Source organism: Arthrobacter senegalensis, assembly GCF_059091765.1.
On record NZ_JBNHGZ010000001.1, the window covers coordinates 1054911 to 1078710 of the forward strand.

The 23800-nt window shown below is 69.9% G+C and carries 22 protein-coding genes; 14 read left to right on the forward strand and 8 right to left on the reverse strand.

The genetic code is table 11. From position 1 onward, the window contains the following. Positions 1-11: 11 nt before the first annotated feature. Both AC5RVG_RS04965 and AC5RVG_RS04970 read right to left on the reverse strand, forming a co-directional pair. On the reverse strand, positions 12-896 hold the full coding sequence (locus tag AC5RVG_RS04965) for a hypothetical protein (protein ID WP_494012918.1): 885 nt from the start codon (positions 894-896) through the stop codon (positions 12-14). A gap of 89 nt (positions 897-985) precedes the next feature. Continuing rightward, positions 986-2035 (reverse strand): DMT family transporter, encoded by a 1050-nt coding sequence (locus tag AC5RVG_RS04970; RefSeq protein ID WP_494012919.1) that lies wholly within the window; start codon positions 2033-2035, stop codon positions 986-988. An 85-nt stretch (positions 2036-2120) separates the two neighbouring features. On the opposite strand from AC5RVG_RS04970, the gene AC5RVG_RS04975 reads away from it, so the two are divergent. Further along, the gene (locus AC5RVG_RS04975) at positions 2121-2894 is read left to right on the forward strand and encodes a MerR family transcriptional regulator (protein ID WP_494012920.1); all 774 of its coding nucleotides are present in this window, start codon (positions 2121-2123) and stop codon (positions 2892-2894) included. Between the two features lie 12 nt (positions 2895-2906). Here the strand turns inward: AC5RVG_RS04975 and AC5RVG_RS04980 are convergent, their stop codons facing one another. The 3 genes from AC5RVG_RS04980 to AC5RVG_RS04990 all read right to left on the reverse strand — a co-directional run bounded on the left by AC5RVG_RS04980 (position 2907) and on the right by AC5RVG_RS04990 (position 6490). Then, on the reverse strand, positions 2907-3665 hold the full coding sequence (locus AC5RVG_RS04980; protein WP_494012921.1) for a gamma-glutamyl-gamma-aminobutyrate hydrolase family protein: 759 nt from the start codon (positions 3663-3665) through the stop codon (positions 2907-2909). A gap of 4 nt (positions 3666-3669) precedes the next feature. Next, on the reverse strand, positions 3670-4794 hold the full coding sequence (locus AC5RVG_RS04985) for a glutathione S-transferase family protein (RefSeq protein WP_494012922.1): 1125 nt from the start codon (positions 4792-4794) through the stop codon (positions 3670-3672). Between the two features lie 76 nt (positions 4795-4870). After that, on the reverse strand, positions 4871-6490 hold the full coding sequence (locus tag AC5RVG_RS04990) for a PucR family transcriptional regulator (protein WP_494012923.1): 1620 nt from the start codon (positions 6488-6490) through the stop codon (positions 4871-4873). Positions 6491-6646: 156 nt separating this feature from the next. Between AC5RVG_RS04990 and AC5RVG_RS04995 the strand changes: the two genes are divergently transcribed. The 3 genes from AC5RVG_RS04995 (at position 6647) to AC5RVG_RS05005 (ending at position 10807) form a co-directional block, all read left to right on the forward strand. Next, on the forward strand, positions 6647-8140 hold the full coding sequence (locus AC5RVG_RS04995; protein ID WP_494012924.1) for a CoA-acylating methylmalonate-semialdehyde dehydrogenase: 1494 nt from the start codon (positions 6647-6649) through the stop codon (positions 8138-8140). An 11-nt stretch (positions 8141-8151) separates the two neighbouring features. After that, a complete protein-coding gene (locus AC5RVG_RS05000; protein ID WP_494012925.1) occupies positions 8152-9522 on the forward strand; it encodes an aspartate aminotransferase family protein in 1371 nt (456 codons plus the stop codon). 193 nt (positions 9523-9715) lie between these two features. Continuing rightward, positions 9716-10807, forward strand: a complete 1092-nt coding sequence (locus tag AC5RVG_RS05005; RefSeq protein ID WP_494012926.1) for a GTP pyrophosphokinase — start codon at positions 9716-9718, stop codon at positions 10805-10807. Positions 10808-10881: 74 nt separating this feature from the next. Here the strand turns inward: AC5RVG_RS05005 and AC5RVG_RS05010 are convergent, their stop codons facing one another. After that, on the reverse strand, positions 10882-12123 hold the full coding sequence (locus AC5RVG_RS05010) for an MFS transporter (protein WP_494012927.1): 1242 nt from the start codon (positions 12121-12123) through the stop codon (positions 10882-10884). Between the two features lie 134 nt (positions 12124-12257). Continuing rightward, entirely contained in the window at positions 12258-13307 is a 1050-nt protein-coding gene (locus tag AC5RVG_RS05015; RefSeq protein WP_494013012.1) for an iron-siderophore ABC transporter substrate-binding protein, read from the reverse strand. 254 nt (positions 13308-13561) lie between these two features. On the opposite strand from AC5RVG_RS05015, the gene AC5RVG_RS05020 reads away from it, so the two are divergent. The 10 genes from AC5RVG_RS05020 (at position 13562) to AC5RVG_RS05065 (ending at position 22781) form a co-directional block, all read left to right on the forward strand. Then, on the forward strand, positions 13562-15274 hold the full coding sequence (locus AC5RVG_RS05020) for an amidohydrolase (RefSeq protein WP_494012928.1): 1713 nt from the start codon (positions 13562-13564) through the stop codon (positions 15272-15274). Continuing rightward, complete coding sequence (locus AC5RVG_RS05025; protein WP_494012929.1) at positions 15271-16707, forward strand: NAD(P)/FAD-dependent oxidoreductase; 1437 nt, start codon at positions 15271-15273, stop codon at positions 16705-16707. Before AC5RVG_RS05020 ends, AC5RVG_RS05025 begins: the two co-directional genes overlap by 4 nt. 11 nt (positions 16708-16718) lie before the next feature. Next, positions 16719-18197 (forward strand): gamma-aminobutyraldehyde dehydrogenase, encoded by a 1479-nt coding sequence (locus AC5RVG_RS05030; RefSeq protein ID WP_494012930.1) that lies wholly within the window; start codon positions 16719-16721, stop codon positions 18195-18197. 140 nt (positions 18198-18337) lie between these two features. Next, complete coding sequence (locus tag AC5RVG_RS05035; RefSeq protein WP_494012931.1) at positions 18338-18850, forward strand: methylated-DNA--[protein]-cysteine S-methyltransferase; 513 nt, start codon at positions 18338-18340, stop codon at positions 18848-18850. Between the two features lie 47 nt (positions 18851-18897). Then, complete coding sequence (locus tag AC5RVG_RS05040; RefSeq protein WP_494012932.1) at positions 18898-19422, forward strand: RNA polymerase sigma factor; 525 nt, start codon at positions 18898-18900, stop codon at positions 19420-19422. Next, the gene (locus AC5RVG_RS05045; RefSeq protein ID WP_494012933.1) at positions 19419-20051 is read left to right on the forward strand and encodes a methylated-DNA--[protein]-cysteine S-methyltransferase; all 633 of its coding nucleotides are present in this window, start codon (positions 19419-19421) and stop codon (positions 20049-20051) included. The genes AC5RVG_RS05040 and AC5RVG_RS05045 overlap by 4 nt, the downstream gene beginning before the upstream one ends. Further along, on the forward strand, positions 20048-20713 hold the full coding sequence (locus AC5RVG_RS05050) for an alpha-ketoglutarate-dependent dioxygenase AlkB family protein (protein WP_494000761.1): 666 nt from the start codon (positions 20048-20050) through the stop codon (positions 20711-20713). Before AC5RVG_RS05045 ends, AC5RVG_RS05050 begins: the two co-directional genes overlap by 4 nt. Positions 20714-20783: 70 nt before the next feature. Then, on the forward strand, positions 20784-21386 hold the full coding sequence (locus AC5RVG_RS05055) for a DNA-3-methyladenine glycosylase I (protein WP_494012934.1): 603 nt from the start codon (positions 20784-20786) through the stop codon (positions 21384-21386). A 144-nt stretch (positions 21387-21530) separates the two neighbouring features. Continuing rightward, positions 21531-21923, forward strand: a complete 393-nt coding sequence (locus AC5RVG_RS05060) for a universal stress protein (protein ID WP_494012935.1) — start codon at positions 21531-21533, stop codon at positions 21921-21923. A 3-nt stretch (positions 21924-21926) separates the two neighbouring features. Beyond that, positions 21927-22781, forward strand: coding sequence for a DNA-3-methyladenine glycosylase family protein (locus AC5RVG_RS05065; RefSeq protein WP_494012936.1), 855 nt, complete (start codon positions 21927-21929; stop codon positions 22779-22781). 79 nt (positions 22782-22860) lie between these two features. Here the strand turns inward: AC5RVG_RS05065 and AC5RVG_RS05070 are convergent, their stop codons facing one another. Continuing rightward, positions 22861-23772 carry an aldo/keto reductase gene (locus AC5RVG_RS05070; protein ID WP_494012937.1) on the reverse strand — a complete coding sequence of 304 codons (912 nt, stop codon included), beginning with the start codon at positions 23770-23772 and terminating at the stop codon, positions 22861-22863. Positions 23773-23800: the final 28 nt, after the last annotated feature.

A 23800-nucleotide genomic window follows, 5' to 3' on the forward strand; every position in this document is an offset into this window, starting at 1 on the left:
CCCGTCTGGGGTCAGAGCAAGGGCCACACCCGGCGCTCCCTGTCGAAAACGTCCCAGGCCCGCGGCACCAGGCCCAGCGACACCTCGCACATCCGCCGCAGCTGCTGCATGCTCCCTGGGCGGAACTCCTCGGTCCCGGAGTCGCTGAACGGATCCGGGTACCGGACCCCCTGGGCGGATGCCCACTGAAGCCCGTGCGAATGTCCGCTGCAGAACTGCCAGACATACATCAACGACGGCGGCAGGTCCCCCTCCCGCAGGTCCTTCAGGATCGAAGTCTGCGTACGGTTCTTGGTGGCGTAGCCCCAGGAACCGTCGGCCTTGGCGGCGAAAATCGGCGGCAGCTGCAGCGACTCGGCGGCCTCGTTGACCGCGCCGCGGAGCCCGTCGAAGTAATCCATGGCCCGGGCATGCCGGTCCGGCCGCAGGTCGCCTAGATACGCATCCCAGAACGACGCGGCGTTGAAGACGTCGCGGGCAATGAGAACCAGGCCGCGCCGCGCCCGCTCCGTGCCTTCTTCCGGCTGGAGTGCCCACAGCACCGTGGAGGTGCATTCGATGACCGTCCGCACCAGCGAGTACGGCGAGTGCGTGTGCACCCGGTACGACGTTGTTCCGTGCTCCCCCGGTTCCTCGAACAGCAGCCGGCGCAGCGCCAGCACATTGTCCGTCGCCGCGGCCAAGGACTGGTTCAGCAGGCTGCTCACGCTGTGGACGGCGGCGAATCGATCGTCCAGCAGCGCCAGCGCGGACCCCTGCTCGACGGCGGCCCCGTCCCGCAGCAGCCATGGCTCAAGGTCGCGCAGCATCTGCAGGACGGCCAGGGCCGCGCGGCTCTCCGGATCCGCTCCGAAGACCGAGCGCACCGGGCCGCAGGAGGCACCGCCGTCGTCCATTGGGCCATGGTAGCGCCGCCCACCGCCGGGCCGCCCGCGGCACCGGCCCTCCAAGCTTGCGCGGTGGGCCGCCTGCGGCACCGGCCTTCCTAACCAGTGCGGCCGGAACGGCGTGCGCGGCCGGAACGGGCAGCAATCAGCAGCCCGGCGCCCGTCAGCGCGATGCCCACCAGCGTTTGCGGACCGACCGCGCTCCCCGCGGAGGGCCAGAAGAGATCCAATACCAGCGCACCCACCAGTTGCCCGCCGATCACCGTCAGGGTGGTCAGCAGCACGCCGGTGCTGGCCACCGCGACGGTGCCGGCGGCCAGGATCAGGGTTCCGAGCGGCCCGCCCAGGTACAACCACCAGTCGCCGGTGATCAGGTCGGTTCGCCCGGTCATCAGCGCCTGGGCCGCCCAGACCGCCAGCAACGCGGCCGTCCCTACCCCGAAGTTCAGCAGCGTGGAAATCACCGGGCTGCCGTGTGCCGCGCCCACCTGGCCGAGAACGCCTTGCTGCACGCTCTGCATCAACCCGGCCGCCAGCGGGATGAGCATGAACAGTACGAGCAGCCCCGTTGTCCTTGACGCTCCCAGGTGGGCGCTGGCGGCAATGAGCGAGGCTAGGAAAGCCAGCGCCGCGCCGGCGAACCTGGCACCGCTGACCGCGATTTTCCGTCCGGCCCCGATCCCCCACCGGTCCATCAGGAGGCCGGACGCCATTTGGCCGGACACAATGGCGATGGTGAACAGCGACAACCCGATCGGCCCGACGGTGGCCGCCTGGGCGAACACGTAGAAGGCGCCGACCAACCCGGCCCCCAGGTACCAGCGCGGATAGGCCCGCTGCCGCAGGATCCGGGGAACGGCACGCAGCTTGCCCCGCACCGACGGGTGCACCAGTGTGAAGAGCAGAACGGCCGCCAGCCCGGTACCGAAACTGACCAGGGCTGCTCCCACCTGGTCCCCCAGCTCGATGCCCAACTGGCTGTTGAGGCGGCTCTGCATGGCCAGTCCGACCCCTGCCAACAACGCCAGGAACAACGCGAGCGGCGCGGACATCCGGATGCCTTGGCGGTGCGCCACGTTCTGCCCGCCGGGCGGGGAGGCACCGCCACCGGGGTCTCGGGGAGAATCTGCGGGCCGGTCGGTGTGCACGTGCCGATGCTATCCCGGACGGCCAGGGAACCGCCGCACCGGACCACTTGACCTTGCCGCTGCGTCAAGCTCCATAGTGGTTGTCATGGGAACAGCACCGCAGGTTGGAGGGGGCGAATACTCGATCCAGGAGGTCGCCAAGGCGGCGGGAACAACCAGCAGGACCCTCCGGCATTACCAGGACATTGGCCTGCTTGAGCCCAGCCGCATCGGCCACAACGGCTACCGCTATTACGACGACGGAGCCCTCCTGCGGTTGCAGCGCATTTTGCTGCTGCGGGAGCTCGGGTTGGGGCTGCCGGAGATCGGCAAGGTGTTCGAGGGCACCCGGGACGCGTCGGCGGCCCTGCGGGGCCACCTGGAACTTCTCCTGCAGGAGCGCGACCGGCTGGAGCGGCAGATCGCCTCCGTCAAGACCACCATCGACAAGACGGAAAGGGGCGAGGATCTCGTGGCCAGTGAAATGTTCGACGGATTCGACCACACGCAGTACAAGCAGGAGGTCGAAGAGCGCTGGGGCAAGGATGCGTATGCCAAGGGCGACAAGTGGTGGCGCGGGATGTCCGACGCGGAGCGGAAGGCCTGGACGGAACGGTCCCGCCAGCTGATGGCCGACTGGGTCGCGGCCAGCCAGGCCGGGGTAGCCGCCGACAGCGCGGAGGCTCAGGCCCTGGCGCAGCGCCAGTTCGACTGGCTTTCCAGTGCCAACGGCGGCCAGCAGGTGTCCTACGGTTACTTCACCGGTCTGGGCGAGATGTACGTGGCCGACCCGCGGTTCGGCGCCAACTACGGCGGCGAGGCCGGCGCGTCTTTCGTGCGGGATGCCATGAAGGCCTACGCCGAGAGGCATTTGGCTTAGTGCCGGCCCCTGTCAGCCCAGGCTTGCGGTCGTCTTCCGGCACGCCTCGACGAAGGGCCTGAGCAGCGCCTGGAACTGCCCTTCGGGCGACCCGGGTTCTTCGGGGTGCCACTGGACCGCCAGCAGCCAGCCTTCATCGGGGCGGGCGAGTTCCAGGGCTTCCACCACGCCGTCGGCCGCAGTGGCCACGACGCGGAGCCGGTCACCCAACCGGCGCACGGCCTGGTGATGGCCGGACTGGACCGCGACTTCGCCGCTGCCGAGCGCCGCCGCCAGCAGGCTGCCGGGGGCAATCCGCACCGGATGGCTGGCCATGGGCGGCTGCGGCCGATGTATCTTGTGGAACGACTCCGGGCCCAGATCCTCAAAGAGGGTGCCGGCGAAGGCGACGTTGATCAACTGGAGTCCGCGGCAGATGCCGAGGACCGGCCGGCCGTTGGCAATAGCCCCCTTGACCAGGTCGATCTCGGTCTCGTCGGCGGCCGTGTCCACGCCGTGGACGGTTTTTTCGTCGGTGTCGCCGCCGTAGCGGGCCGGGTCCACGTCCCCGCCGCCCAGGATGACCACGCCGTCATAGTCGAGCGCGCTGAAGACGTGGCCCGACGCGGAATTCACGACGACGGGATCCGCGCCGGCGGCTTCCAGGCCTGCGGCCGCGTGCCGGGCCAGAGAGGCCAGGACGTCAGAGAACCAGGCGGGATGCGACGCGGCGTCCCGGGCGTAGCTGACGGCAATGCGGGGACGGCCGTCGTCATCCACCCCGCGGGACATGCTGCTAAGCGGGGTAGAGCGGGTTGTGGCCGGCGGTGACACGTTCGGATTCGCGCACCGGACCCGGTGCGGTGCCGTCCCCGAAGGGGCTGCCGCCGAGGGCCTCGCGGCCGTGATCGGTCAGCCAGCCGGAGAGCTCGGGGCCCTGCGGGACGATCCGGGTGGGATTGATGTCCTCGTGCACGATGTAATAGTGCTGCTTGATCTGCACGAAGTCGGTGGTGTCGCCGAAACCCGGGGTCTGGAAGAGGTCACGGGCGTAGCCCCATAGCGCGGGCATCTCGGTCAGCTTGTTCCGGTTGCACTTGAAGTGGCCGTGGTAGACGGCGTCGAAGCGGGCCAGCGTGGTGAAGAGGCGGACGTCGGCTTCGGTGATGGTGTCGCCCATCAGGTAGCGCCGGCTGGTGAGGCGCTCCTCGAGCCAATCCATAGCGGCCCAGAGCCGGTCGTAGGCGGCGTTGTAGGCTTCCTGCGAGCCGGCGAAACCGCAGCGGTAGACGCCATTGTTAACCTCGGTGTAGATGCGCTTGATGACCGGCTGCATTTCGTCGAGCTTGTCGGCCGGCAGCAGGTCCGGCGCGCCCTCGCGGTGGTGCTCCTTCCACTCGGTGGAGAAGTCCAGGGTCATCTGCGGGTAATCATTGGTGACGACGGCGCCGCTCGCCTCGTCCACGATGGCCGGCACGGTGATGCCGCGGGGGTAGTCCGGGAAGCGCTTGAAGTAATTCTCCTGCAGGCGCTCGGTGCCCAAAACCGGGTCCCGGCCGCCGGGGTCCAGGTCAAAGGTCCAGGAACGGGCATCGTGGGTGGGGCCGGGCAGGCCGAGCGAAATGGCGTCCTCAAGCCCGAGCAGGCGCCGGACGATGATGGCGCGATTGGCCCAGGGGCAGGCGCGGGCGGCGACCAGGCGGTAGCGGCCGGCCTCAACCGGCCAGGCTTTGGCGCCGTCGCCGAGGCCGCCGTTCGGGTTGCCGATGGTGCCGCCGGTCGGCCCGTCCGAGGCACGCACGGCATCGGGATCGGCCACGATCCGGTCCTCGATGTAGTTCGTGTCCCGGTCGAACTCTTCGCCGCTGTGGACGTAGGCGCCCTTGGTGCTGAACTCCGCCGTGTCGCTGCTCTGGCTCATGCCTCCACCATATCGGCCGGTCGGCCACCGCTGGCAAGGGTTCGCTGCCGGCCTAGCCTGCGCCGGGCCGGTCGGGTCAGCCGCGCATCCGGTGCAGCAGCAGGGCCACGTGCAGCGACGTCCGCGACTCGGCGTCCTCGAGCGGGACGCCGAGCTGCTCCTGCAGGCGCGCCAGCCTCGCATAAAGCGTGGGGCGGCTGAGGTAACCGTCGCGCGCGAGCCGGGCCTTGTTGCCACCGGCCTCCAGGTACCGCTGCAGCAGGTCCAGGGCGTCGCGGTCGTGGGCGACGGCGGCGAGTTCGGCGTCGGCGAAGGCGGCCACGCGCGGATCGTCGCGCAGCAGGGAGAGCACGCCGCGCAACCGGACGTCCGAAGACCGGTAGAACCGTTTGCCGGTGCCGAGCCCGGCCGCGGCCTCGGCCACATGTGCCGCTTCGTCCATCCCCGCGGCAGCGGCCAGCAGCTCCTGCCGGCCGCGGCCAACCCCCACGGTCCAGTCGGGGCTGGTCTGCTCGGTCAACTGGCCGCACAGCCGTTCCAGCACGGGGTCTTCCAGCTGCCTGGCCGGCACCGAGACCAGCAGCCCGATGGAGCCGGCCTGCAGGCTGGCTGCCAGCACCGACACCCGGGCGGCCGCGGCCACACTGTTCAGCAAGTCCAGCAGCGCCCGCTCCCGCCGCTGCAGTTCGATCGGTTCTTCGGCGGCAGGCCGCGCCAGCTGGAACACCACCGGCAGGTAGACCGGAGCGGACGCCAGCCCCAGGGCCGCAGCCCGGGCCAGGGCCTCGGGCTCTTCCAGTGCGCCGGGCCGGCGGAGTTCGTGCAGCAGGCCGGAGCGGGCCTGGTGGGCAAGTTCGCGCTGGTCCCGTTCCGCCATGCGGTTGATGGTCAGGGCCTGGCCGGCCCGCTCCAGCACCATGGCGGCGTCGGCGTCGGCGGTTTCAACAGTCCCGTCCGCCCGAGCGCCGGCCAACGGTTCGCCCGCCACCGGCACCACGAGGCGGCCCCAGCGCTGGCCGCGCAGTCCCACCGGTGCCTGCAGCCAGCCTGCCGAGCCGGCACGGGCCGTCTCCTCGCGATAGTGCACCAGGCGCGAGCGTTCGGCCCAGCCGTCGAGCAGTTCCGAAGCAGGCATGCCGGCCGGGGCGAAAGCGAGCACCAGATGGGCCACGTCTTCCAGCACCACGGGAGCATTGATCAGTTCGGCGGCCCGGGCCACAATCTCCTCCGGCGGGGCGTTCTCCAGGCTGAGCATGGTGAAAACCTCGTGCACCTGGCGCGATCGCTCCAGCTGCGCCAGCTGTCCGGCCACCAGCATGCGGTGCACCACCTCGGTGACCTCCACAAACCGGATGCGGCGGGTCACCAGGATGACCGGCAGGCCGGCGGTGCGGCCGGCCTCGCGCAGTGCGGCGGCGGCCCGGGGCCTCTGGGCGGTGATTTCGACGATGACGGCGGCGGCCCCTGCCGCTGCCAGCTCGGCGAGGTAGCGGGTGGCTTCGGCGGCGGAGTCCTCGAACGCCAGGCCGGTGGTCAGGACCAGCTCGCCGCCCTCCAGGAGGCCGGCAAGGCTCCGCAACTCGGCCACGTGGACCCAGCGGACGGGCGAGGCCAAGGCGTCGGCGCCCGAGAGGACCTCGGGTTCGCCGGCCCGCACCACCTCGAGGTCGAGTACGTCCCGCACGCTCAGCTGCATTGACACAGTGTAAGCCCCAACGCGTATCTTCCGACAGAGTGTCAGTGGCACGGGCGGACGGGGCACCCGAGGATAGGGGAAGACCCATCGCACGTGTCCCCGTTCACTTCCTGGCCGGGGGCCAAGTGCGGGCAACAACTCGAAACAAGGAGAACCATGCAGACCATCCAGCACTGGATCCAGGGGACCTACATGGCCCCGCAGCCCGACAGCCGACTCGGCGACGTGAGCAACCCGGCCACCGGCAAAGTCTCCGCCCGCGTCGCCCTCGCCAGCACCGCCGTCGTCGATCAAGCGGTGCAGGCGGCGGCGGCAGCGTTCCCGGCCTGGCGCGACACGTCGCTGGCCCGCCGCATGCAGATCCTGTTCAACTTCCGCGAGCTGCTGAACGCGCGCAAGGGCGAACTGGCCGCCATCATCACCGCCGAACACGGCAAGGTGCTGGACGACGCGCTCGGCGAGGTGTCGCGCGGGCAGGAGGTTGTGGAATTCGCCTGCGGCATCCCGCACCTGCTGAAGGGCGGCTACACCGAGAACGCCTCCACCAAAGTGGACGTGCACTCGATCCGGCAGCCGGTGGGGCCGGCCGCAATCATCTCCCCCTTCAACTTCCCCGCGATGGTACCCATGTGGTTCTTCCCGGTGGCGATCGCCAGCGGCAACACCGTGGTCCTGAAGCCCAGCGAAAAGGACCCCACGGCCGCCAACTGGATGGCCGAGCTGTGGAAGGAAGCCGGGCTGCCCGACGGCGTCTTCAACGTGGTACACGGCGACAAGGAAGCCGTGGACGCCCTGCTGGAGCACCCCGAGATCAAGTCCGTTTCCTTCGTCGGATCGACGCCCATCGCCCGCTACGTGTATGAGCGCGGCACGGCCTCCGGCAAGCGGGTGCAGGCGCTGGGCGGGGCCAAGAACCACATGCTGGTGCTGCCCGATGCCGACCTGGACCTTGCCGCCGATGCCGCGGTCAACGCCGGCTACGGCGCGGCCGGCGAGCGCTGCATGGCGATCTCCGCGGTGGTGGCAGTGGAGTCCGTCGCGGACGAACTGGTGGCCAAGATCGCCGAGCGGACCGCAAAGCTGCGCGTGGGCGACGGCCTGCGCGGCACGGACATGGGGCCCCTGATCACGGCGGCTCACCGGGACAAGGTGGCCGGCTACATCACGGCAGGCGTTGAAGCAGGCGCCGAACTGGTGCTGGACGGGCGCAGCGTGGAGCCGGATGCGGAGGGCGACGGCTTCTTCCTGGCCCCGACGCTGTTCGACCGGGTGACGCCGGAGATGTCCATCTACACGGATGAGATCTTCGGACCGGTCCTGTCGGTGGTGCGGGTGCCGGGCTACGACGAAGGGCTGGCGCTGATCAACGGGAATCAGTACGGCAACGGCACGGCGATTTTCACCAACGACGGCGGTGCCGCCCGCCGCTTCGAGAACGAAGTGCAGGTGGGTATGGTGGGGATCAATGTGCCGATCCCGGTGCCCATGGCGTACTACTCGTTCGGCGGCTGGAAGAACTCGCTGTTCGGTGACAGCCATGCGCATGGTTCCGAGGGCGTGCACTTCTTCACCCGCGGCAAGGTTGTGACCTCGCGCTGGCTGGACCCGAGCCACGGCGGCATCAACCTCGGCTTCCCGCAGAACATCTAAAGGAGAGCGCCATGACCACCACCACAGGCACACCGTTGAGTTCGGCGGAACTGGAAGCCGGCCGCCGCGCCTATCAGCTGGACCGGCAGCATGTGTTCCATTCCTGGTCCGCCCAGGAACAGATCACCCCCATGGTTGTCACCCGGGCGGAGGGGTCCTGGGTCTGGGACGGCGAGGGCAACCGGCTGCTGGACTTCTCCTCGCAGCTGGTCAACACCAATATCGGCCACCAGCATCCCAAGGTGGTCGCGGCCATCCAGGAGCAGGCCGGTCTGCTGTGCACCGTGGCACCCCAGCATGCAAACGCCGCCCGGTCCGAGGCCGCGCGCCTGATCGCCGAGCTGACCCCCGGGGACTTGAACCGGGTCTTCTTCACGAACGGCGGCGCGGACGCCGTGGAGCACGCGGTCCGGATGGCCCGGCTCCACACCGGCCGCTACAAGGTGCTTTCCGCCTACCGCTCCTACCACGGCGGGACGGCGCTGGCGGTCAACATCACTGGCGACCCGCGGCGGGTGGCGAACGACTACGGCAACGCCGGCACGGTCCACTTCCACGCACCCTTCCTGTACCGCAGCCAGTTCCACTCCGCCGACGAGGCGCAGGAATGCCAGCGCGCGCTGGAACACCTGGAAACCACGATCCAGTTGGAGGGAGCTGCCAACATCGCCGCCATCGTGCTGGAATCGATCCCGGGCACCGCGGGCATTATGGTGCCCCCGCCCGGCTACCTCAAGGGTGTCCGCGAGCTGGCGACCAAATACGGGATCGTGTTCATCGCCGACGAGGTGATGGCCGGGTTCGGCCGTGCCGGCAAGTGGTTCGCCATCGACCACGCCGGCGTGGTGCCGGACCTGCTCACCTTCGCCAAGGGCGTGAACTCGGGCTACGTGCCGCTGGGCGGCGTGGCGATCTCCGAGGAGATCTACGCGACCTTCGCCCAACGCGCCTACCCCGGCGGGCTGACCTATTCCGGGCATCCGCTGGCCTGCGCCGCAGCGGTGGCCACGATCAACGCGATGCGGGACGAGAAGATGGTCGAGCATGCGGCGGAGCTGGGCACCACGGTGTTCGGCCCGGGGCTTGCCGAGCTGGCGGCCAAGCACCCGTCGGTCGGCGAGGTCCGCGGCGTCGGGGCCTTCTGGGCGGTGGAACTGGTGCGCGATCGGGCCACGCGCGAGCCGCTGGCGCCGTACGGTTCCTCCAGCCCGGAGATGAACGAGCTGATCGCGGCCTGCAAGTCCCGTGGGCTGCTGCCGTTCGCCAACTTCAACCGGATCCATGTGGTGCCGCCGCTGAACATCAGTGTGGAGGATGCGCGCACCGGTCTGGCCATCCTGGACGAGGTGCTGGAGCTGGCGGACACGCACGCCGCCGGCTGAGCGGGCGCGGCGGGCGCGCCGGGGCTGTGCGCGTTCGCCGCATGGCCTGCCGTGTGCGGCGAACGCGGCGGGGCTGTGCGCGTTCGCCGCGGGCCTGCGGTCCGCTCCCGACATCCTGCGGATACGTTCCGCGGCCGCTGTCTTGGTAGGTTGTTCACTTACCGCATGAAGCTACCGCAGGAGAGCCAGGAGCATGGGCATGCATTGGGATCGGTTGGATGAGCAACTGCGCCCGCAGGTGGAAGCCAGCACGGCGCAGTACGAGCGGGTTCGCCCGGCGTTGGAAACGGTCACCTCGCAGCTGCAGTCGGACATCCGCAACATCTTTCGCACCGCCGAACTCACGCCGCTGTTCGTCACGGCCCGGACCAAGAGCGTGGAGTCTTTCCGCGACAAGGCGTCGCGGATGCTCCAGCCGGCCGAACCCGGCGGCGCCCCGGCGCTGGAATTCCCCGATCCGCTGCGCGAAATCCAGGATCTGGTGGGCGTGCGGGTGATCGTCAGCCTGCCGCACCAGATCCGGCAGGCCGCAGCGTTGATCAAGCGCCAGCGCAGCGACTTCGACTGCCGTGCCGACCGGGAGAAGGATATCGGCTCGATCGAGTCAGGCACCTATGGGTACGCCAGCCGACACCTGATCCTGCGCACGCTGCAGAACAACGCGGTGAAGGCGTACCAGCAGGCCCTGGGCGAACCTGCCCGCGCCACCGGCAGCTACCTCTTCGAAGTACAAATCCGTACGATCCTTTCGCACGCCTGGTCGGAATTGGAGCACGATATCCGCTTCAAGTCCGCTGACCCGCGTGCCTGGAGCCCCTATTTCGACCGCCAGTTCACGGCCACGGCCGCCATGCTGGAAGCGGTCGAGTCGGCCTTCGCCGAACTCCACGATCGCTACGAAACCGTCACCGGCTACTGGGACGAAGAGGGCGAAGGCGCCGCGCCGCTGACCCCCCGCCGGGTCCGCGAGGTCTGGCAGACCCTGCTGCCGCACGTGGACCGCAAGTCCGACGACGACTGGGGCTGGGCGGCGGAGCTGCTGGCGGCGCACGGCCTGAAGACCACGACCGAGCTGGCGGCCCTGCTGAATCCGGAAACCATCACGGATGTCCGCGCCGCCCTGGAACACCGCTACTCCCCCGGACCGGACCGCCTGCTGGACGATCTGCTGCTGTGGCGCTTCGGCCGCCGCCACATCGAGCTCACCGCCGGCGAGGACGAGCACCGGCGCGAGTCGCTGCAGCGCCGGTTCCGGCAGCTGGAGACCTACCGCCAGGGCATGTAGGTGGCCGCCCGACAGGTCGCTTGCCCGTTCACCCGGCCGGCGCTGCGGGGCTCAGGCGGCCGGCGCTGCGGGGCTCACGCGGCCGGCGCTGTGGGGCTCACCGGGGTGAAGGCGAAGCGGTCCCGTCCAACCAGCAGCCCGATGGCCGCCTGCGCCACGGCAATCAGGCACAGCAGCGCCAGGGAGGTTTCCCAGGCCCCGGTGGCGGCGAAGAGCCCGCCGAAAATCGGCGGACCGGCGGCGGCCAGCAGGTAGCCGATCGACTGGGCCATCCCGGAGAGGGCGCCGGCTTCGCGGTGGGTGCGGGTGCGCAAGCCGAAGAGCGAGAGCGCGGTGACCAGGGAACTGCCGCAGCCGAAGCCCGCCACCAGCACCCAGAACAGCATGACCTGCGGCATCAGCATCATGCCCAGGCCGCCTGCCACCACCAGCAGGGGCGGCAGCGAGGCGGCCAGGCGCTGGGTCGGCCCGCGCAGGGCAACGGGGGTCAGCAGGCTGGATACCACGCCGATCAGCTGGAACAGCATGAGGTCCCAGCCGGAGGCCAGGTCCCCGCGGCCGTGAAAACGTTCCAGAGTGGGCAGCCACGTGATGAGAATGTAGAAGGTCATCGACTGCAACCCCATGTACACCGTCACATGCCAGGCGAGGCCGGACTTCCACACCGAACCGCGCACCAGCGCCGGGGCCGCGGCGGCGGCACGGGCCCGCTCTTCGGCCGCGGTGCCGCCGCGCAGGCGGGGAAGCCACAGCAGCACGGCCGGCACCGCCAGCACCACGAACGCCGCCAGGGCGAAGCGCCAGCCGGCCGGTCCGCCGCCCACCGGAAGGAGCGCCAGCGGCACCGCCAGGCCGGCGCCGAGGGAGGCGCAGCCGCCCAGCACCGCCGAATAGGCGCCGGTCAGCGAGGCCATCCGTTCCGGGAAGTCCCGCTTGAGCAGCGCGGGCAGCATCACGTTGCAGACGGCGATGGCCGCACCGACCAGGAAGGTGCCGATCCACAAATTCGCGACGGCGCCCGGAACCGGCCGCAGGAACGTCCCGGCCACCAGCAGCATCAGGGCCCCGAAAACCGTGCGCTCGACGCCGAACTTCTCGCTCAACCCGTGCGCCAGCGGGGACACCGAGCCGAAGGCCAGCAGCGGGATCGCGGCGAGCACGCCCAGGGCGGTGGTGCCCAGCCCGGTGTCCGCGCCGATCTGGTCCAGCAGCGGGCCCACGCTGGTCAGCACCGGGCGCAGGTTGGCTGCCACCAGCAGGATGCCGGCGATCAGCAGCCCGGCGGACAACGACTGGCTGGTCCCGCGGGTCTTCACCGCCCCACCCCTTCCGCGTTAGGCAATCTCCGGAAACCTTATGCGACGGGACAGGCAAAGGGGCACCCCCGGCACTGCTCACGCTGCGCGGAGCGTGGCCCCTCGCCGTCGTCCTGGGGATCGGCGGCCGCGGGCTATTTGGCGGCGGCGGCGTCAGCCGCGTCAGCGGCCTCGGCGAGCATGGGCAGGAAGGTATCCAGCGCCCACGGCAGGCTCAGCGGCGACGCGGCGGAAATGGACAGGGTCAGCGTATTGTCCGAGTCCGCCACCAGCGCGCCGTCCTTAATCGCCGGGATCTGGCCCAGCAGCGGGTCCTTGGTGATTTGCCGGGCGGTCTTGTCGTCCGGCACCCAGGTCACGAACACATCGGATTCCAGTTCGTTGGCCTTCTCGGCCGACCAGGGAATGAAGAACTCGTCGGAGCCGGCGGTGGCCTCGGTGACAACATCCGCCTGGACCATGCCGATGCTGGTGAGGAACTTGGGCCGGTTGTCGTTGGCGGTGTAGACGTTCACGCCGTCGCCCTTGGCCGGTTCCAGGTTGCCGTAAATAAAGCTCTTGCCAGCCAGCTGCGGGTACTCCGCGGCCTTGGCCACGATCGTCTGCTCGGTGTCGGCCACCAGATCCTCGGCAGCCGCACTGCGCCCGAGCGCCTGACCAATCAGCCGGGTGGAGTCCTGCCAGTCCGTGCCGTAGGGAGTCTCCGGGTAAGCGACGACCGGGGCAATCTTGCTGAGCGTGTCGTAGTCCTCCTGGGTCAACCCGGAGTAGGCGGCAAGGATGACGTCCGGGGCCAGCTCGGCAATCTCGTCAAAGGCGATGCCGTCCGCCTCGGAATACAGGGTGGGCGCATTCTCGCTGCCGATCGCGGCGCCCAGCTCCTCCAGCTTGGCGTCCCGCCACGGGGTGGACCCGTTCTCGTTTCCGCCCCAGTCTTCCTTGGGCATGCCGACCGGAACCACGCCCAGCGCCAGCGACACATCGGAATTAACCCAGGACACGGTGGCCACGCGTTCGGGCTGCTCCTCGATCACCGTCTCGCCGAAGGCGTGTTCCACCGTCACCGGGAACTGGTCCGACGCCGCGGCCGACGGGCCGCCCTCGGAACCTCCGCCCGCGGGACCGGTGGAACAGGCGGTCAGGGACATCAGGACGACGGCGGCGGCGGCAGCCAATCGGCGCATGCGTGAAAGGGCCAACTCGGGCCTCCTCGGATCAAGGAACGGGAAACAAAAGTAAGGGTAGCCTACGCTCACGCGGATTAAGCAACTACTTCGTTGCGTATTTCGACGCCGGAGCTCCCGGGCTGCCGGCAAAGCCGGACCGGCGCCGTCACGTACCGGGGAACCGGGCCAAAACCGTTGACAAAGGGACCCGGCCACTGTGTCATAAGTGAAACCCATTCATTTCCGGCATCCGCCGGGTCAGAGGAGCGGCCATGGCGGCGGACTGGATCTTTCACTCCGGCAGGATCTTCGATGGACGCCGCCTGCTGCCCGGAACCCCGGCCGTCGCCGTCACGGGCGGGGTAATCACCGCCATCGGAACCGACGCCGAAGCCCGCACCGCGGCGGGACCTCATGCCACCGTCGTGGACCTGCGCGGCCGACTGCTGGCGCCCGGCTTCACGGACGCCCACGTCCATGCCGTGATGGGCGGGATGGAACGGTTGGGCTGCGACCTGTCCCTGTGCGCCGGGGCCGACGAGGTGCTGGCCCGGATAGCCGCGTGCGCCTCCTCCACCGACGGCGGTTGGATCACCGGCGGCGGCTGGCACAAGGCGGATTTCCCGGGCGGCTATCCGACCCGGCAGGCGCTGGATGCGGTGGTCCCGGACCGCCCCGTCTATCTAGTCAACGCGGACCACCACAGTGCCTGGGTCAACAGCCGTGCGCTCGAGTTGGCCGGCATCGATGCCGCCACCCCCGACCCGACAGACGGCCTGCTGGAGCGCGACGCCTCCGGAAACCCGGCCGGGACCCTGCACGAAGGTGCCATGGACCTGGTCAACCGGGTCATCCCGCGGGCGACGGTCGAGGACATGCGGGCCGGCTTGCTGGAGGCCCAGCGCTACCTCCACTCGGTAGGCGTCACCGGATGGCAGGAAGCGATCCTGGGCGATTACGCCGGCTATCCGGAGGCCAGCGCCGCGTACCGGGCCTTGTTGGATGAGGGCCTGCTGACCGGCCGCGCCGCCGGAGCCCTTTGGGTGCCGCGGAGCACCAGCCTGGCCACGGTCCCCGCCTTGGTCGCGGACTTCATCGCCCGCCGGGAGCAGAACGCGGCGGCCGGTTTCCGCACCACCAGCGCCAAGATCATGGTGGACGGGGTGCCGGAGAACCGGACCGCCGCCATGTTGGAGCCGTACCTGCAGCCCTGCGCCTGTGCCGGCGCTGCGGGACACGAAGGCGCTCCCGCCCCGGGCAACGCGGCGGACGGTCCGTCGGCGGGCCGCGGGCTGACCTATCTTCCCGAGGACGTTCTGGTGGCAGTGGTGACGGCGCTGGATGCCGCCGGATTCGACCTGCATCTGCATGTGATCGGCGACCGTGCCGTGCGGGAGGGACTGGACGCTGTGGAGCGTGCCCGGCGCGCGAACGGCCCCGGCGCCGGCCGGCACCACATGGCGCATCTGCAGATCATCCACCCGGCCGACGTCACCCGTTTCGGCGAACTCGACGTCACCGCGAACCTGCAGGCGCTCTGGGCCTGCAACGATGCCCAGATGCGCGAGCTGACCGTGCCGCTGATCGGCGAGGAACGGGCCGGCTGGCAGTACCCGTTCGCCTCCCTGGCCGCCTCCGGCGCCCGGCTCGCGATGGGCTCGGACTGGCCGGTGTCCAGCCCGGATCCTTGGCAGGCCATCCACGTGGGGGTGAACCGCCGACACCCGGACGACGGCTCCGACGGGCCGCTGCTTCCGGGCGAGGCGCTGTCCCTGGAGGCCGCGCTGGCCGCCTACACCTCCGGCTCGGCGTGGCTGAACCGCCAGGACGACGCCGGCCGCATTCTTCCCGGAGCGCCGGCCGACCTGGCCGTGCTGACCCTCGACCCGTTCAGCCTGCCCCCGGAGGAACTGCACACCGTCGGCACCGATATGACCCTCGTGGCGGGCCAACCGGTCTTCGAACGGCAGGGGGCACCGGCATGAAAACGTTCTACGACCGAGCCGAAGAGCAGATCCCGGCCGCACGCCTCGACGCCGCCCTGGCCGGGGCGTCCCCGACGCCGTTCTGGCTGGATGATCCCTCGCGCCCCGCACCGCTGCCGTCCTTGCGCGGCACGGTAACGGCGGACCTGGCCGTGGTCGGCGGCGGCTACACGGGCTTGTGGACCGCGCTGCTCGCCAAGGAGCGCGACCCGGACCGCTCGGTGGTGCTCCTGGAGGGCAATCGCATCGGCTGGGCCGCGTCCGGCCGCAACGGCGGCTTCTGCGAGGCCAGCCTGACCCACGGGAGCGCGAACGGGCAAAGACACCTCCCCGGCGAAAACGAACTGCTGGACAAGCTGGGTTTGCAGAACCTGGACGAGATCGAAGAGAGCCTGGCACGGTACGGGATCGACGCCGGCTTTGAACGCACCGGCACGCTGTCCGTGGCCACCGAAGAGCACCACGTCGGCTGGCTTGCCGAGGAGGCCGCCGAGGACCCCGCGCTCGAGTTCCTCGACCAGGCCGCCGTCCAACAGCAGGTGGCCTCCCCCGCCTACCGGGCAGGGTTGCGGGACCGGCGGGGAACGGCGATGGTGCACCCCGCGAAACTCGCCTGGGGGCTGCGCGACGCCTGCCTGCGCGCCGGCGTCGAGATGTATGAACACACGCCGGCACGCTCCCTGTCCCGGCAGGCGGACTCCATCCTGCTGCGCACCGACGCCGGATCCGTGGCCGCCGGACGCGTCGCGCTGGCGACCAATGCCTTCCCGTCGCTGCTGGCGCGCACCCGGCTGCATACCGTCCCGGTGTACGACTACGCGTTGATGACGGAACCGCTGACCGGCGGGCAACGGGAATCGCTGGGCTGGTCCGAGCGGTTCGGCATCGCCGACAACGACAACCGGTTCCATTACTACCGGCTGACCACCGACGCCGACGGGCAGGACCGGATGCTGTTCGGCGGCTACGACGCCGTCTACCACTACGGCAGGTCGCTCCGGCACGGCTACGACCACCGCCCGGAAACGTACCGCCGCCTCGCCGCCCACTTCGCCGCCACCTTCCCGCAACTGGCCGACGTGCGCTTCAGCCACGCCTGGGGCGGTGCCATCGATACCTGCAGCCGCTTCTTCTCCTTCTTCGACACCGCCTACGCCGGCCGGGTGGCCTATTGCGCCGGCTTCACCGGCCTCGGCGTGGGAGCATCGCGCTTCGGCGCCAACGTGATGCTCGACCTGCTGTCGGGCCGGCCGACCGAACGGACGGAGCTGGAGCTGGTGCGGCGGAAGCCGCTGCCGTTCCCGCCCGAGCCGCTCGCCTGGCTCGGCATCAAACTCACCACCGCCGCCCTGATCCGCGCCGACCGCAACCGGGGACGACGCGGCCCCTGGTTAAAAGCCATGGACGCCGCCGGCATGGGCTTCGACTCGTAAAGGAGACAAGGATGCACCAGTACATCAACGGCGGACTTCGCGAGGGCCGCGGAGAACGCGCCACGCGCGTGAACCCGGCCACCGGCGAGGCCGCGGAGGCCATCGCCTATGCCTCCGGGGCCGACGTGGACGACGCCGTGGCGGCGGCCAAGACCGCCTTCCCGGCCTGGGCCGGCGCGACGCCCGCCGAACGTTCCGAGGCCCTGCTGAAGCTGGCGGCCGAACTGGACCGCAGGGCCGCGGAACTGGCGGCGGTGGAGACCGCGCAGACCGGCAAGAGCATCCGCCTGGCCACCGGATTCGACGTCCCCGGGACGGTCGACAACGCGGCGTTCTTCGCGGGCGCGGCCCGCCAGTTGCAGGGAGTGGCGGCCGGCGAATACGGCACCGGCGGCACCTCGATGATCCGGCGCGAGCCGATCGGCGTGGTGGGTTCCGTGGCGCCGTGGAACTACCCGCTGCAAATGGCCGCATGGAAGATCCTCCCGGCGATCGCCGCCGGCAACACCATTGTGCTCAAGCCCTCCGAGCTCACGCCGGGCACCAGCCTGATCTTCGCCGAAGCCGCCGCCGCGGCCGGAATACCGGACGGCGTGGTCAACATCGTCAACGGCACCGGCCGGGAAGCGGGCGAGACCCTGGTGACCCACCCGGATGTGGCCATGACGTCCTTCACCGGCTCCACCGCCGTCGGACGCCGCATCATGGCGCTGGCCGCGGCTCGGGGGAACCGCGTGCACCTGGAGCTGGGCGGCAAGGCACCATTCGTGGTGTTCGACGACGCGGACCTGGAAGCCGCCGCGCACGGGGCGGTGGCCGGCTGCACCATCAACGGCGGCCAGGACTGCACCGCCGCCACCCGGGCGTACATCCAGCGGCCGCTGTTCGACGCTTTCACCGCACGGGTCGCCGAGCTGATGGAACTGGTGGTGGTGGGCGACCCGACCGACGACGCCACCGACATGGGCTCCCTGATCAGCCGCGCGCACCGGGACAAGGTGGCTGGCTTCGTGGACCGGGCCCGGGACACGGGGGCGAAGATCCTGGCCGGCGGCGCCGCTCCCGGCGCCGACCTGGCGGACGGCGCCTACTACCGGCCCACGCTGGTCACCGGCATCGGGCAGGACGCGGAAATAGTCCGCGAGGAGGTCTTCGGTCCGGTGCTGACCGCGATCCCGTTCGACACCGACGGCGAGGGCCTCGCCCTCGCCAATGACACCCAGTACGGGCTGGCTGCCTCCGCGTGGACCAGCAGCCTGGCCCGTTCGCTGCGCGCATCGGCCGAGATCCAGGCCGGCTGCGTCTGGATCAACGACCACATCCCGATCGTCTCCGAAATGCCGCACGGCGGGTACAAGGCATCCGGTTTCGGCAAGGACATGTCCGCCTATTCGCTGGAGGACTACACAAACATCAAACACGTGAGCATGGGCAGCGACCCGGCCGCGCACAAAGAATGGCAGGACACGGTGTTCCGCTACCGCGGCTGACCGGCACCCGGCGGCACGTCGTTGCGGAGGCACGTCGTGCTGCCGCTGCCCGGAGGAAGCCGGAACAGAAGCGCGGGGCTCACCTTAACGCGCGCCGGAACGTCTGCACGGGAGAGAATGAAAGCGGACGAAGGAGCGCCATGACCCGCGTGCACACCCTCATCGACACCCCGCTCGGGCGGCTGACGGCCGTCGCCGAGGACGGGTCGCTGACCGCGCTCTACTTCCCGGGCCACAAGCGGCTGCCGGCTGCCGACACGTTCGGCGAGCGCACCGCCGTCGGCCGCGAAGCAGTCTTTGCAGCAGCCTCTGCGCAACTGGACGAGTACTTTGCCGGCCGGCGCAGGGAGTTCGACCTGCCCTTGGCGCCGAAGGGCGACCCCTTCAAGCAGAAGGTGTGGGCCCTGCTGCGGCACATCCCCTACGGCCAGACCCGCTCCTACGGCCAGCTCGCAGCCGCGCTGGGCGACCCGCATCTGGCCCAGGCCGTCGGCCATGCCAACGGCCAGAACCCGCTGTCCATCGTGGTGCCGTGCCACCGTGTGGTCGGAGCGGACGGATCACTGGTGGGTTATGCCGGAGGGCTGGAACGGAAACGCTTCCTGCTGGAGCTGGAAGAGCCCGCGGATCAGAAAGCGGGCAGGCTTTTCTGATGCCTACCTCACGGAATACGCCCCGCGGGCGTCTACAAGGTGTGCAGATGAAACCCTTCGAGCAACTGGTCAGCGACCACGGCCCCACCGTGCTGCGCGTCTGCCGGGTGGTGCTGGGCCCCGGGCCGGACGCCGAGGATGCCTGGTCAGAGACCTTCCTGTCCGCGCTCAGGGCCTATCCGGGGCTGCCCGCCGCCGCGAACCACGAGGCCTGGCTGGTCACCATCGCCCACCGCAAGGCCATCGACGTGGTCCGGCGGCGGGAGCGCGCTCCGGTGCCGGCAGGGTACCTGCCCGAGTCTCCGTCGACGTTGGGAATCCCCGGGAATGACGACGACGAACTGCACCAGGCCGTCGCTGCCCTGCCCCTGAGACAGCGCGAAGCCGTCGCGCTGCATTACCTGGCCGGGTTGCCGTACGCCGAAGCCGCCGCACTGACCGGCTCCACCACCGGAGCCGTCCGCCGCGCGGCCGCCGACGGCATCGCCAAGCTGCGGGCGTCCTACCGCGGCGGCCGGGAGCAGGACGCGGGAGCGGCCGCACACCACGCGAGCGAAGGAGTTCTGCGATGACCGACGCACAATCGGCGGCCCGGGCCGCCGCGCCCGGACCCGGGCTCGACGTGCTGACCCGCCTGGATCCGGCGCTGCTGGAGCGGCTGCACACCAGGCTGGAACATGAGGCCGCCGCCGAAGGCACCCTCGACCTGGCCTACGCTACCGCCGACACGCCGCTGGGGCAGCTGCTGCTGGCCGCCACGGAGGAAGGACTGGTCCGCGTGGCCTTCGAGGACGAAAACCACGATGCCGTGCTGGCCGGCCTGGCAGCCAGCGTCAGCCCCCGGATCCTGCATGCTCCGGCCCGACTTCAGGCCGCCGCCCGGCAACTGGACGAGTACTTCGCGGGCCGGCGGCGCTCCTTCGACCTCCGGCTGGACCGCCGGCTGTCCAAGGGATTCCGGGCGGAAGTGCTCAGGCACTTGCCCGAGATCCCCTACGGCCGGACCGAAAGCTACGCGCAGGTGGCCGCCGCCGTCGGAAATCCCAAGGCGGTGCGCGCGGTGGGCAGCGCCTGCGCCACCAACCCGCTGCCCGTCGTCGTGCCCTGCCACCGCGTGCTGCGCTCGGACGGCGCCTTCGGCGGCTACCTCGGCGGGCCGGAGGCCAAGGCCTACCTGCTGGGACTGGAGGCAGCGGCGTGAGCACCCTGTTCGAGGACGCTCCGGCCGGCCCGCGCGAGATCGCGCCGGGCGCGGTGCATGTGCCCGGCTGGCTGACCGTGGAACAGCAGCGGGAACTGGTCCGGGCCTGCCGGGAATTCGGCCGCGGACCGGTCCCCTACCGCGCCGCCAAGCTGCCGGGCGGCCACGAAATGAGCGTGCGGACGCTGTGCCTGGGCTGGCACTGGGCGCCGTACAAGTACACCCGCACCGCCGACGACGTGAACGGCGCGCGCGTGCTGGAGTTCCCGGACTGGCTGGCCGAGTGGGGCCGTCGGGCGCTGGCCGACGCATCGGGGGATCCGGCCGCGGCGCAAGGCTACGAGCCGGACACGGCCCTGATCAACTTCTACGACGACACAGCGAAGATGGGCATGCACCAGGACAAGGACGAACAGGCGGACTTCCCGGTGGTTTCGCTCAGCGTGGGCGACGACTGCTTGTTCCGCTTCGGCAACACCGAAACGCGGACCAAGCCGTACACGGACGTCCGGTTGCGCTCCGGCGACCTGTTCGTCTTCGGCGGACCGGCCCGGTTTGCCTACCACGGCGTGCCCAGGATCTACCCGGGCACGGCCGATCCCGCCTGCGGGCTGACCGGCGGCCGGCTGAATCTGACCATGCGGGTGACCGGCCTGGCATAAGGGTTCGCGGTCTTCCACAGCATGTGGGGGCGGGCCTGCGGGCTGCGCCGCGGTAGGAGAGAATCGAATCATGGAGACAACCGCTTCCGGCGTAGTCCTCTGCGAGGACGGCCTGGCCCGGCCCACGTGGGCCGCCACGGATCCGCTGCTGCGCGAGTACTACGACACCGAATGGGGCATGCCCGTCCGCGGCGAGCAAGGCGTCTATGAGCGCATCACGTTGGAGGCCTTCCAGGCCGGGCTCTCCTGGGCCACGATCCTGCGCAAACGTCCCGCCTTCCGGCAAGCGTTCCATGATTTCCACGTGGATACCGTCGCCGCGTTCACCGAAGACGATGTCGAGGCGCTGATGCAGGACGCCGGAATCGTGCGGAACCGGGCCAAAATCCGCGCCGCCGTCACCAACGCGAAGGCCACCATCGACCTGCGCGCAGAAGGCGGCCTGAGCGACTTCGTCTGGTCGTTCCAGCCGAAGGAGACGCCCGCGCCGCGGCACATCCAGGACGTGCCCACCACATCGCCGGAGTCCGTCGCGCTGTCCAAGGCCCTGCGCAAGCGCGGCTTTGCCTTCGTCGGCCCCACCACCATGTTCGCCCTGATGGAAGCCATCGGCATGATCGACACCCACCTGGTGGACAGCCACCGCCGCGGCTCCTCCGGCATCTGGAACTGACACCGGCTTTCACAATCACTTCACGCATCCGCCGCACCGTGGGATGCGTGCCACAATGATGTGCACCCGCTGGCCTCGGGGAACCGGACGTGCATGTTCGACCGGGAGCCGGCACCGCAGGAGTTATCCGGTAAGGAGAGCACGTTGACGATTCTTGTTGCCTACGCCCCGCGTCCCGAGGGCCGTGCGGCCCTGAGCAAGGGCATTCAAATGGCCACGCAGAACAATGAGAAGCTGGTGGTCGTCAACGCCAGTCCGGGCGGGGCGCAGAAGGACGAGTCGTTCTCGGACGCCCACGACGCGGCCTGGGTGCAGCAGGAACTGTACAATTCCGGCCTGCAGGCAGAGTTCAAGCAGTATGTCCGCGGCAAGGACGCCGTGGACGAGATCGTGGAACTGGTTGACGAGCTCTCGGTCTCGCTGCTGGTCATCGGCCTGCGCCGGCGCTCCCCGGTGGGCAAGCTGATCATGGGCAGCACCGCCCAGGAGATCCTGCTGACCGTCGACTGTCCGGTCCTGGCGGTCAAGGCCCGCTGACCCATGCAGGTCGGCCTGCCGCTGCTTCCGCCGTTCGACTCCCGGGCCGCGCTGGCTGCCCTGGCCGCCCATGCGGTACCCGGCATGGAAACCGTCGACGTGACCGCGGGCACCTGCACCCGCCTGTTCAACACCGGCACCGGGCCGGTGCCGGTCACGGCCACCCTGTCGCCCGACGCCGTCGAGTTGGACCTCGGCAGCGACTCCCCCGCCGCCGTGAGGGAGATTACGACGGCGGTGCGCGGCTGGCTCGACCTGGACCTGGAACCGGAGCGGGTGGCGGCGGCGCTGGGCACCGACCCGGTGCTCGGGCCCCTGCTCGCCGACCGCCCCGGGCTGCGGATCCTTGGGTACCCGGACGGCTTCGAAGGTGCCGTCTCCACCGTGATCGGCCAGCAGGTCTCGCTCGCCGCGGCCCGCACTTTCACGGCCCGGCTGGTCGCTGCCTTCGGCCCGCGGACCGGCACCGGCCTGGCGCTCTTCCCCACTCCGGAGGCCCTGGCCGCCGCCGGCCCCGACGCCCTCCGCGAAGCCGTCGGCCTGACCGGCGCCCGCGCCCGGACCGTCCAGGTCCTGGCCGAAGCCTGCGCGGACGGGCTGGACCTCTCTCCGGATACGGACCACGCAGACACCCGCCGCCGCCTGCTGGCGCTGCCCGGCATCGGCCCGTGGACGGTCGAATACCTCGCCATGCGGGCGCTGCACGACCGCGATGCCTATCCCGACGGCGATCTGGTGCTGCGGCGGGCCCTCGGAGTGAAAACCGCGGCCGAGGCCCGCGCGCTCGGCCGGCCCTGGTCGCCGATGCGGGCCTACGCCGTCTTCCATCTGTGGACCGCCTCGGCGTACCTGCCTTAGCAAAGCCCTGCACCGGCGGCCCGTGCAGGGGCGAAAGCGGCGATTCCTTCCGGCCGCTTCGGCTCCGGGGCGTGCACCCTCATCCCCGGGCCGTAGAGCCTGCCTGCTCAATGCGTTCCAACAGCTCCGCCGGCAAACGGACCTGCGGCGCCTTGAGGTTGGAGCGCAGGTGTTCCGGTTTCACGGTGCCGATCACCGCACTGGAGACCCCTGGATGGCTGAGCACGAAGGCCAGTGCGATCTCGCTCCCGGAGAGGCCGTCGACGTCGTTGATGAACCGGTACTTCCGGCCTTGCACAAACTTGTGCCGGTGGTTCTTCAGCGCCCGCAACAGGTACCAGACGTCGCTGGGGCCGGTGATCTTGAAGATGTCGCGCGAGTAGAGGGTCTGGGCCAGCGGTGACTTGAGCTTGACGCCCACTCCGGCTTCCTGCGCCTCGGAGATCACCGGCGCCAGGGACCGGTCCACGATGTTGTATTCCAGCATGAGGGCGTCGAAAATGCCCAGCTTCAGCGCCTTCGCTGCCCCGCCGCGACCTGTGGAGACGCCGAGCGCCCCGACCTTCCCCTGTTCCTTCAGCTTCAACACGGTGTCGATCGCGGGACCGGCCGGACGGGGGAAACCATGGAAGTGCAGCAGGGGCAGGTGGTCCAGCTGGAGCCGCCGCAGGCTGCCGTGCACGCTCCTTTCGATGGCCCGGGCCGAGTAATCCTTCACATTCCGGTTGTTGATCCAGTGGGATCCGACCTTTGTGGAGATCACCAGATTTTCGGTGCGGCCCTTGAGGAGCCGGCCCAGCCGCTCTTCGGCGTTGCCGCGGCTGTAATTCGGGCCGGTGTCGAAGGCGGTGATGCCGCCGTCGAGCGCCTGGCCGATCAGATGCGCCGCCTGCCGTTCGGGGAAAGCCTTCATGCCCCAGTACCCGCCGGCCCCAAAACTCAGTTCCGAGACGTGCAATCCCGACCGTCCGAGCGCGCGCTTTTTCACCATGTGCCTTCCTGCAATTACAAATCTAACC

Excerpts from the sequence above, each read along its gene's own strand:
- AC5RVG_RS04965 (WP_494012918.1), bottom strand. The coding sequence starts at position 896 with ATGGACGACGGCGGTGCCTCCTGCGGCCCGGTGCGCTCGGTCTTCGGA.
- AC5RVG_RS04975 (WP_494012920.1), top strand. The coding sequence starts at position 2,121 with ATGGGAACAGCACCGCAGGTTGGAGGGGGCGAATACTCGATCCAGGAG.
- AC5RVG_RS04980 (WP_494012921.1), bottom strand. The coding sequence starts at position 3,665 with ATGTCCCGCGGGGTGGATGACGACGGCCGTCCCCGCATTGCCGTCAGC.
- AC5RVG_RS04985 (WP_494012922.1), bottom strand. The coding sequence starts at position 4,794 with ATGAGCCAGAGCAGCGACACGGCGGAGTTCAGCACCAAGGGCGCCTAC.
- AC5RVG_RS04990 (WP_494012923.1), bottom strand. The coding sequence starts at position 6,490 with ATGCAGCTGAGCGTGCGGGACGTACTCGACCTCGAGGTGGTGCGGGCC.
- AC5RVG_RS04995 (WP_494012924.1), top strand. The coding sequence starts at position 6,647 with ATGCAGACCATCCAGCACTGGATCCAGGGGACCTACATGGCCCCGCAG.
- AC5RVG_RS05000 (WP_494012925.1), top strand. The coding sequence starts at position 8,152 with ATGACCACCACCACAGGCACACCGTTGAGTTCGGCGGAACTGGAAGCC.
- AC5RVG_RS05005 (WP_494012926.1), top strand. The coding sequence starts at position 9,716 with ATGGGCATGCATTGGGATCGGTTGGATGAGCAACTGCGCCCGCAGGTG.
- AC5RVG_RS05015 (WP_494013012.1), bottom strand. The coding sequence starts at position 13,307 with ATGCGCCGATTGGCTGCCGCCGCCGCCGTCGTCCTGATGTCCCTGACC.
- AC5RVG_RS05020 (WP_494012928.1), top strand. The coding sequence starts at position 13,562 with ATGGCGGCGGACTGGATCTTTCACTCCGGCAGGATCTTCGATGGACGC.
- AC5RVG_RS05025 (WP_494012929.1), top strand. The coding sequence starts at position 15,271 with ATGAAAACGTTCTACGACCGAGCCGAAGAGCAGATCCCGGCCGCACGC.
- AC5RVG_RS05030 (WP_494012930.1), top strand. The coding sequence starts at position 16,719 with ATGCACCAGTACATCAACGGCGGACTTCGCGAGGGCCGCGGAGAACGC.
- AC5RVG_RS05035 (WP_494012931.1), top strand. The coding sequence starts at position 18,338 with ATGACCCGCGTGCACACCCTCATCGACACCCCGCTCGGGCGGCTGACG.
- AC5RVG_RS05040 (WP_494012932.1), top strand. The coding sequence starts at position 18,898 with ATGAAACCCTTCGAGCAACTGGTCAGCGACCACGGCCCCACCGTGCTG.
- AC5RVG_RS05045 (WP_494012933.1), top strand. The coding sequence starts at position 19,419 with ATGACCGACGCACAATCGGCGGCCCGGGCCGCCGCGCCCGGACCCGGG.
- AC5RVG_RS05055 (WP_494012934.1), top strand. The coding sequence starts at position 20,784 with ATGGAGACAACCGCTTCCGGCGTAGTCCTCTGCGAGGACGGCCTGGCC.
- AC5RVG_RS05065 (WP_494012936.1), top strand. The coding sequence starts at position 21,927 with ATGCAGGTCGGCCTGCCGCTGCTTCCGCCGTTCGACTCCCGGGCCGCG.
- AC5RVG_RS05070 (WP_494012937.1), bottom strand. The coding sequence starts at position 23,772 with ATGGTGAAAAAGCGCGCGCTCGGACGGTCGGGATTGCACGTCTCGGAA.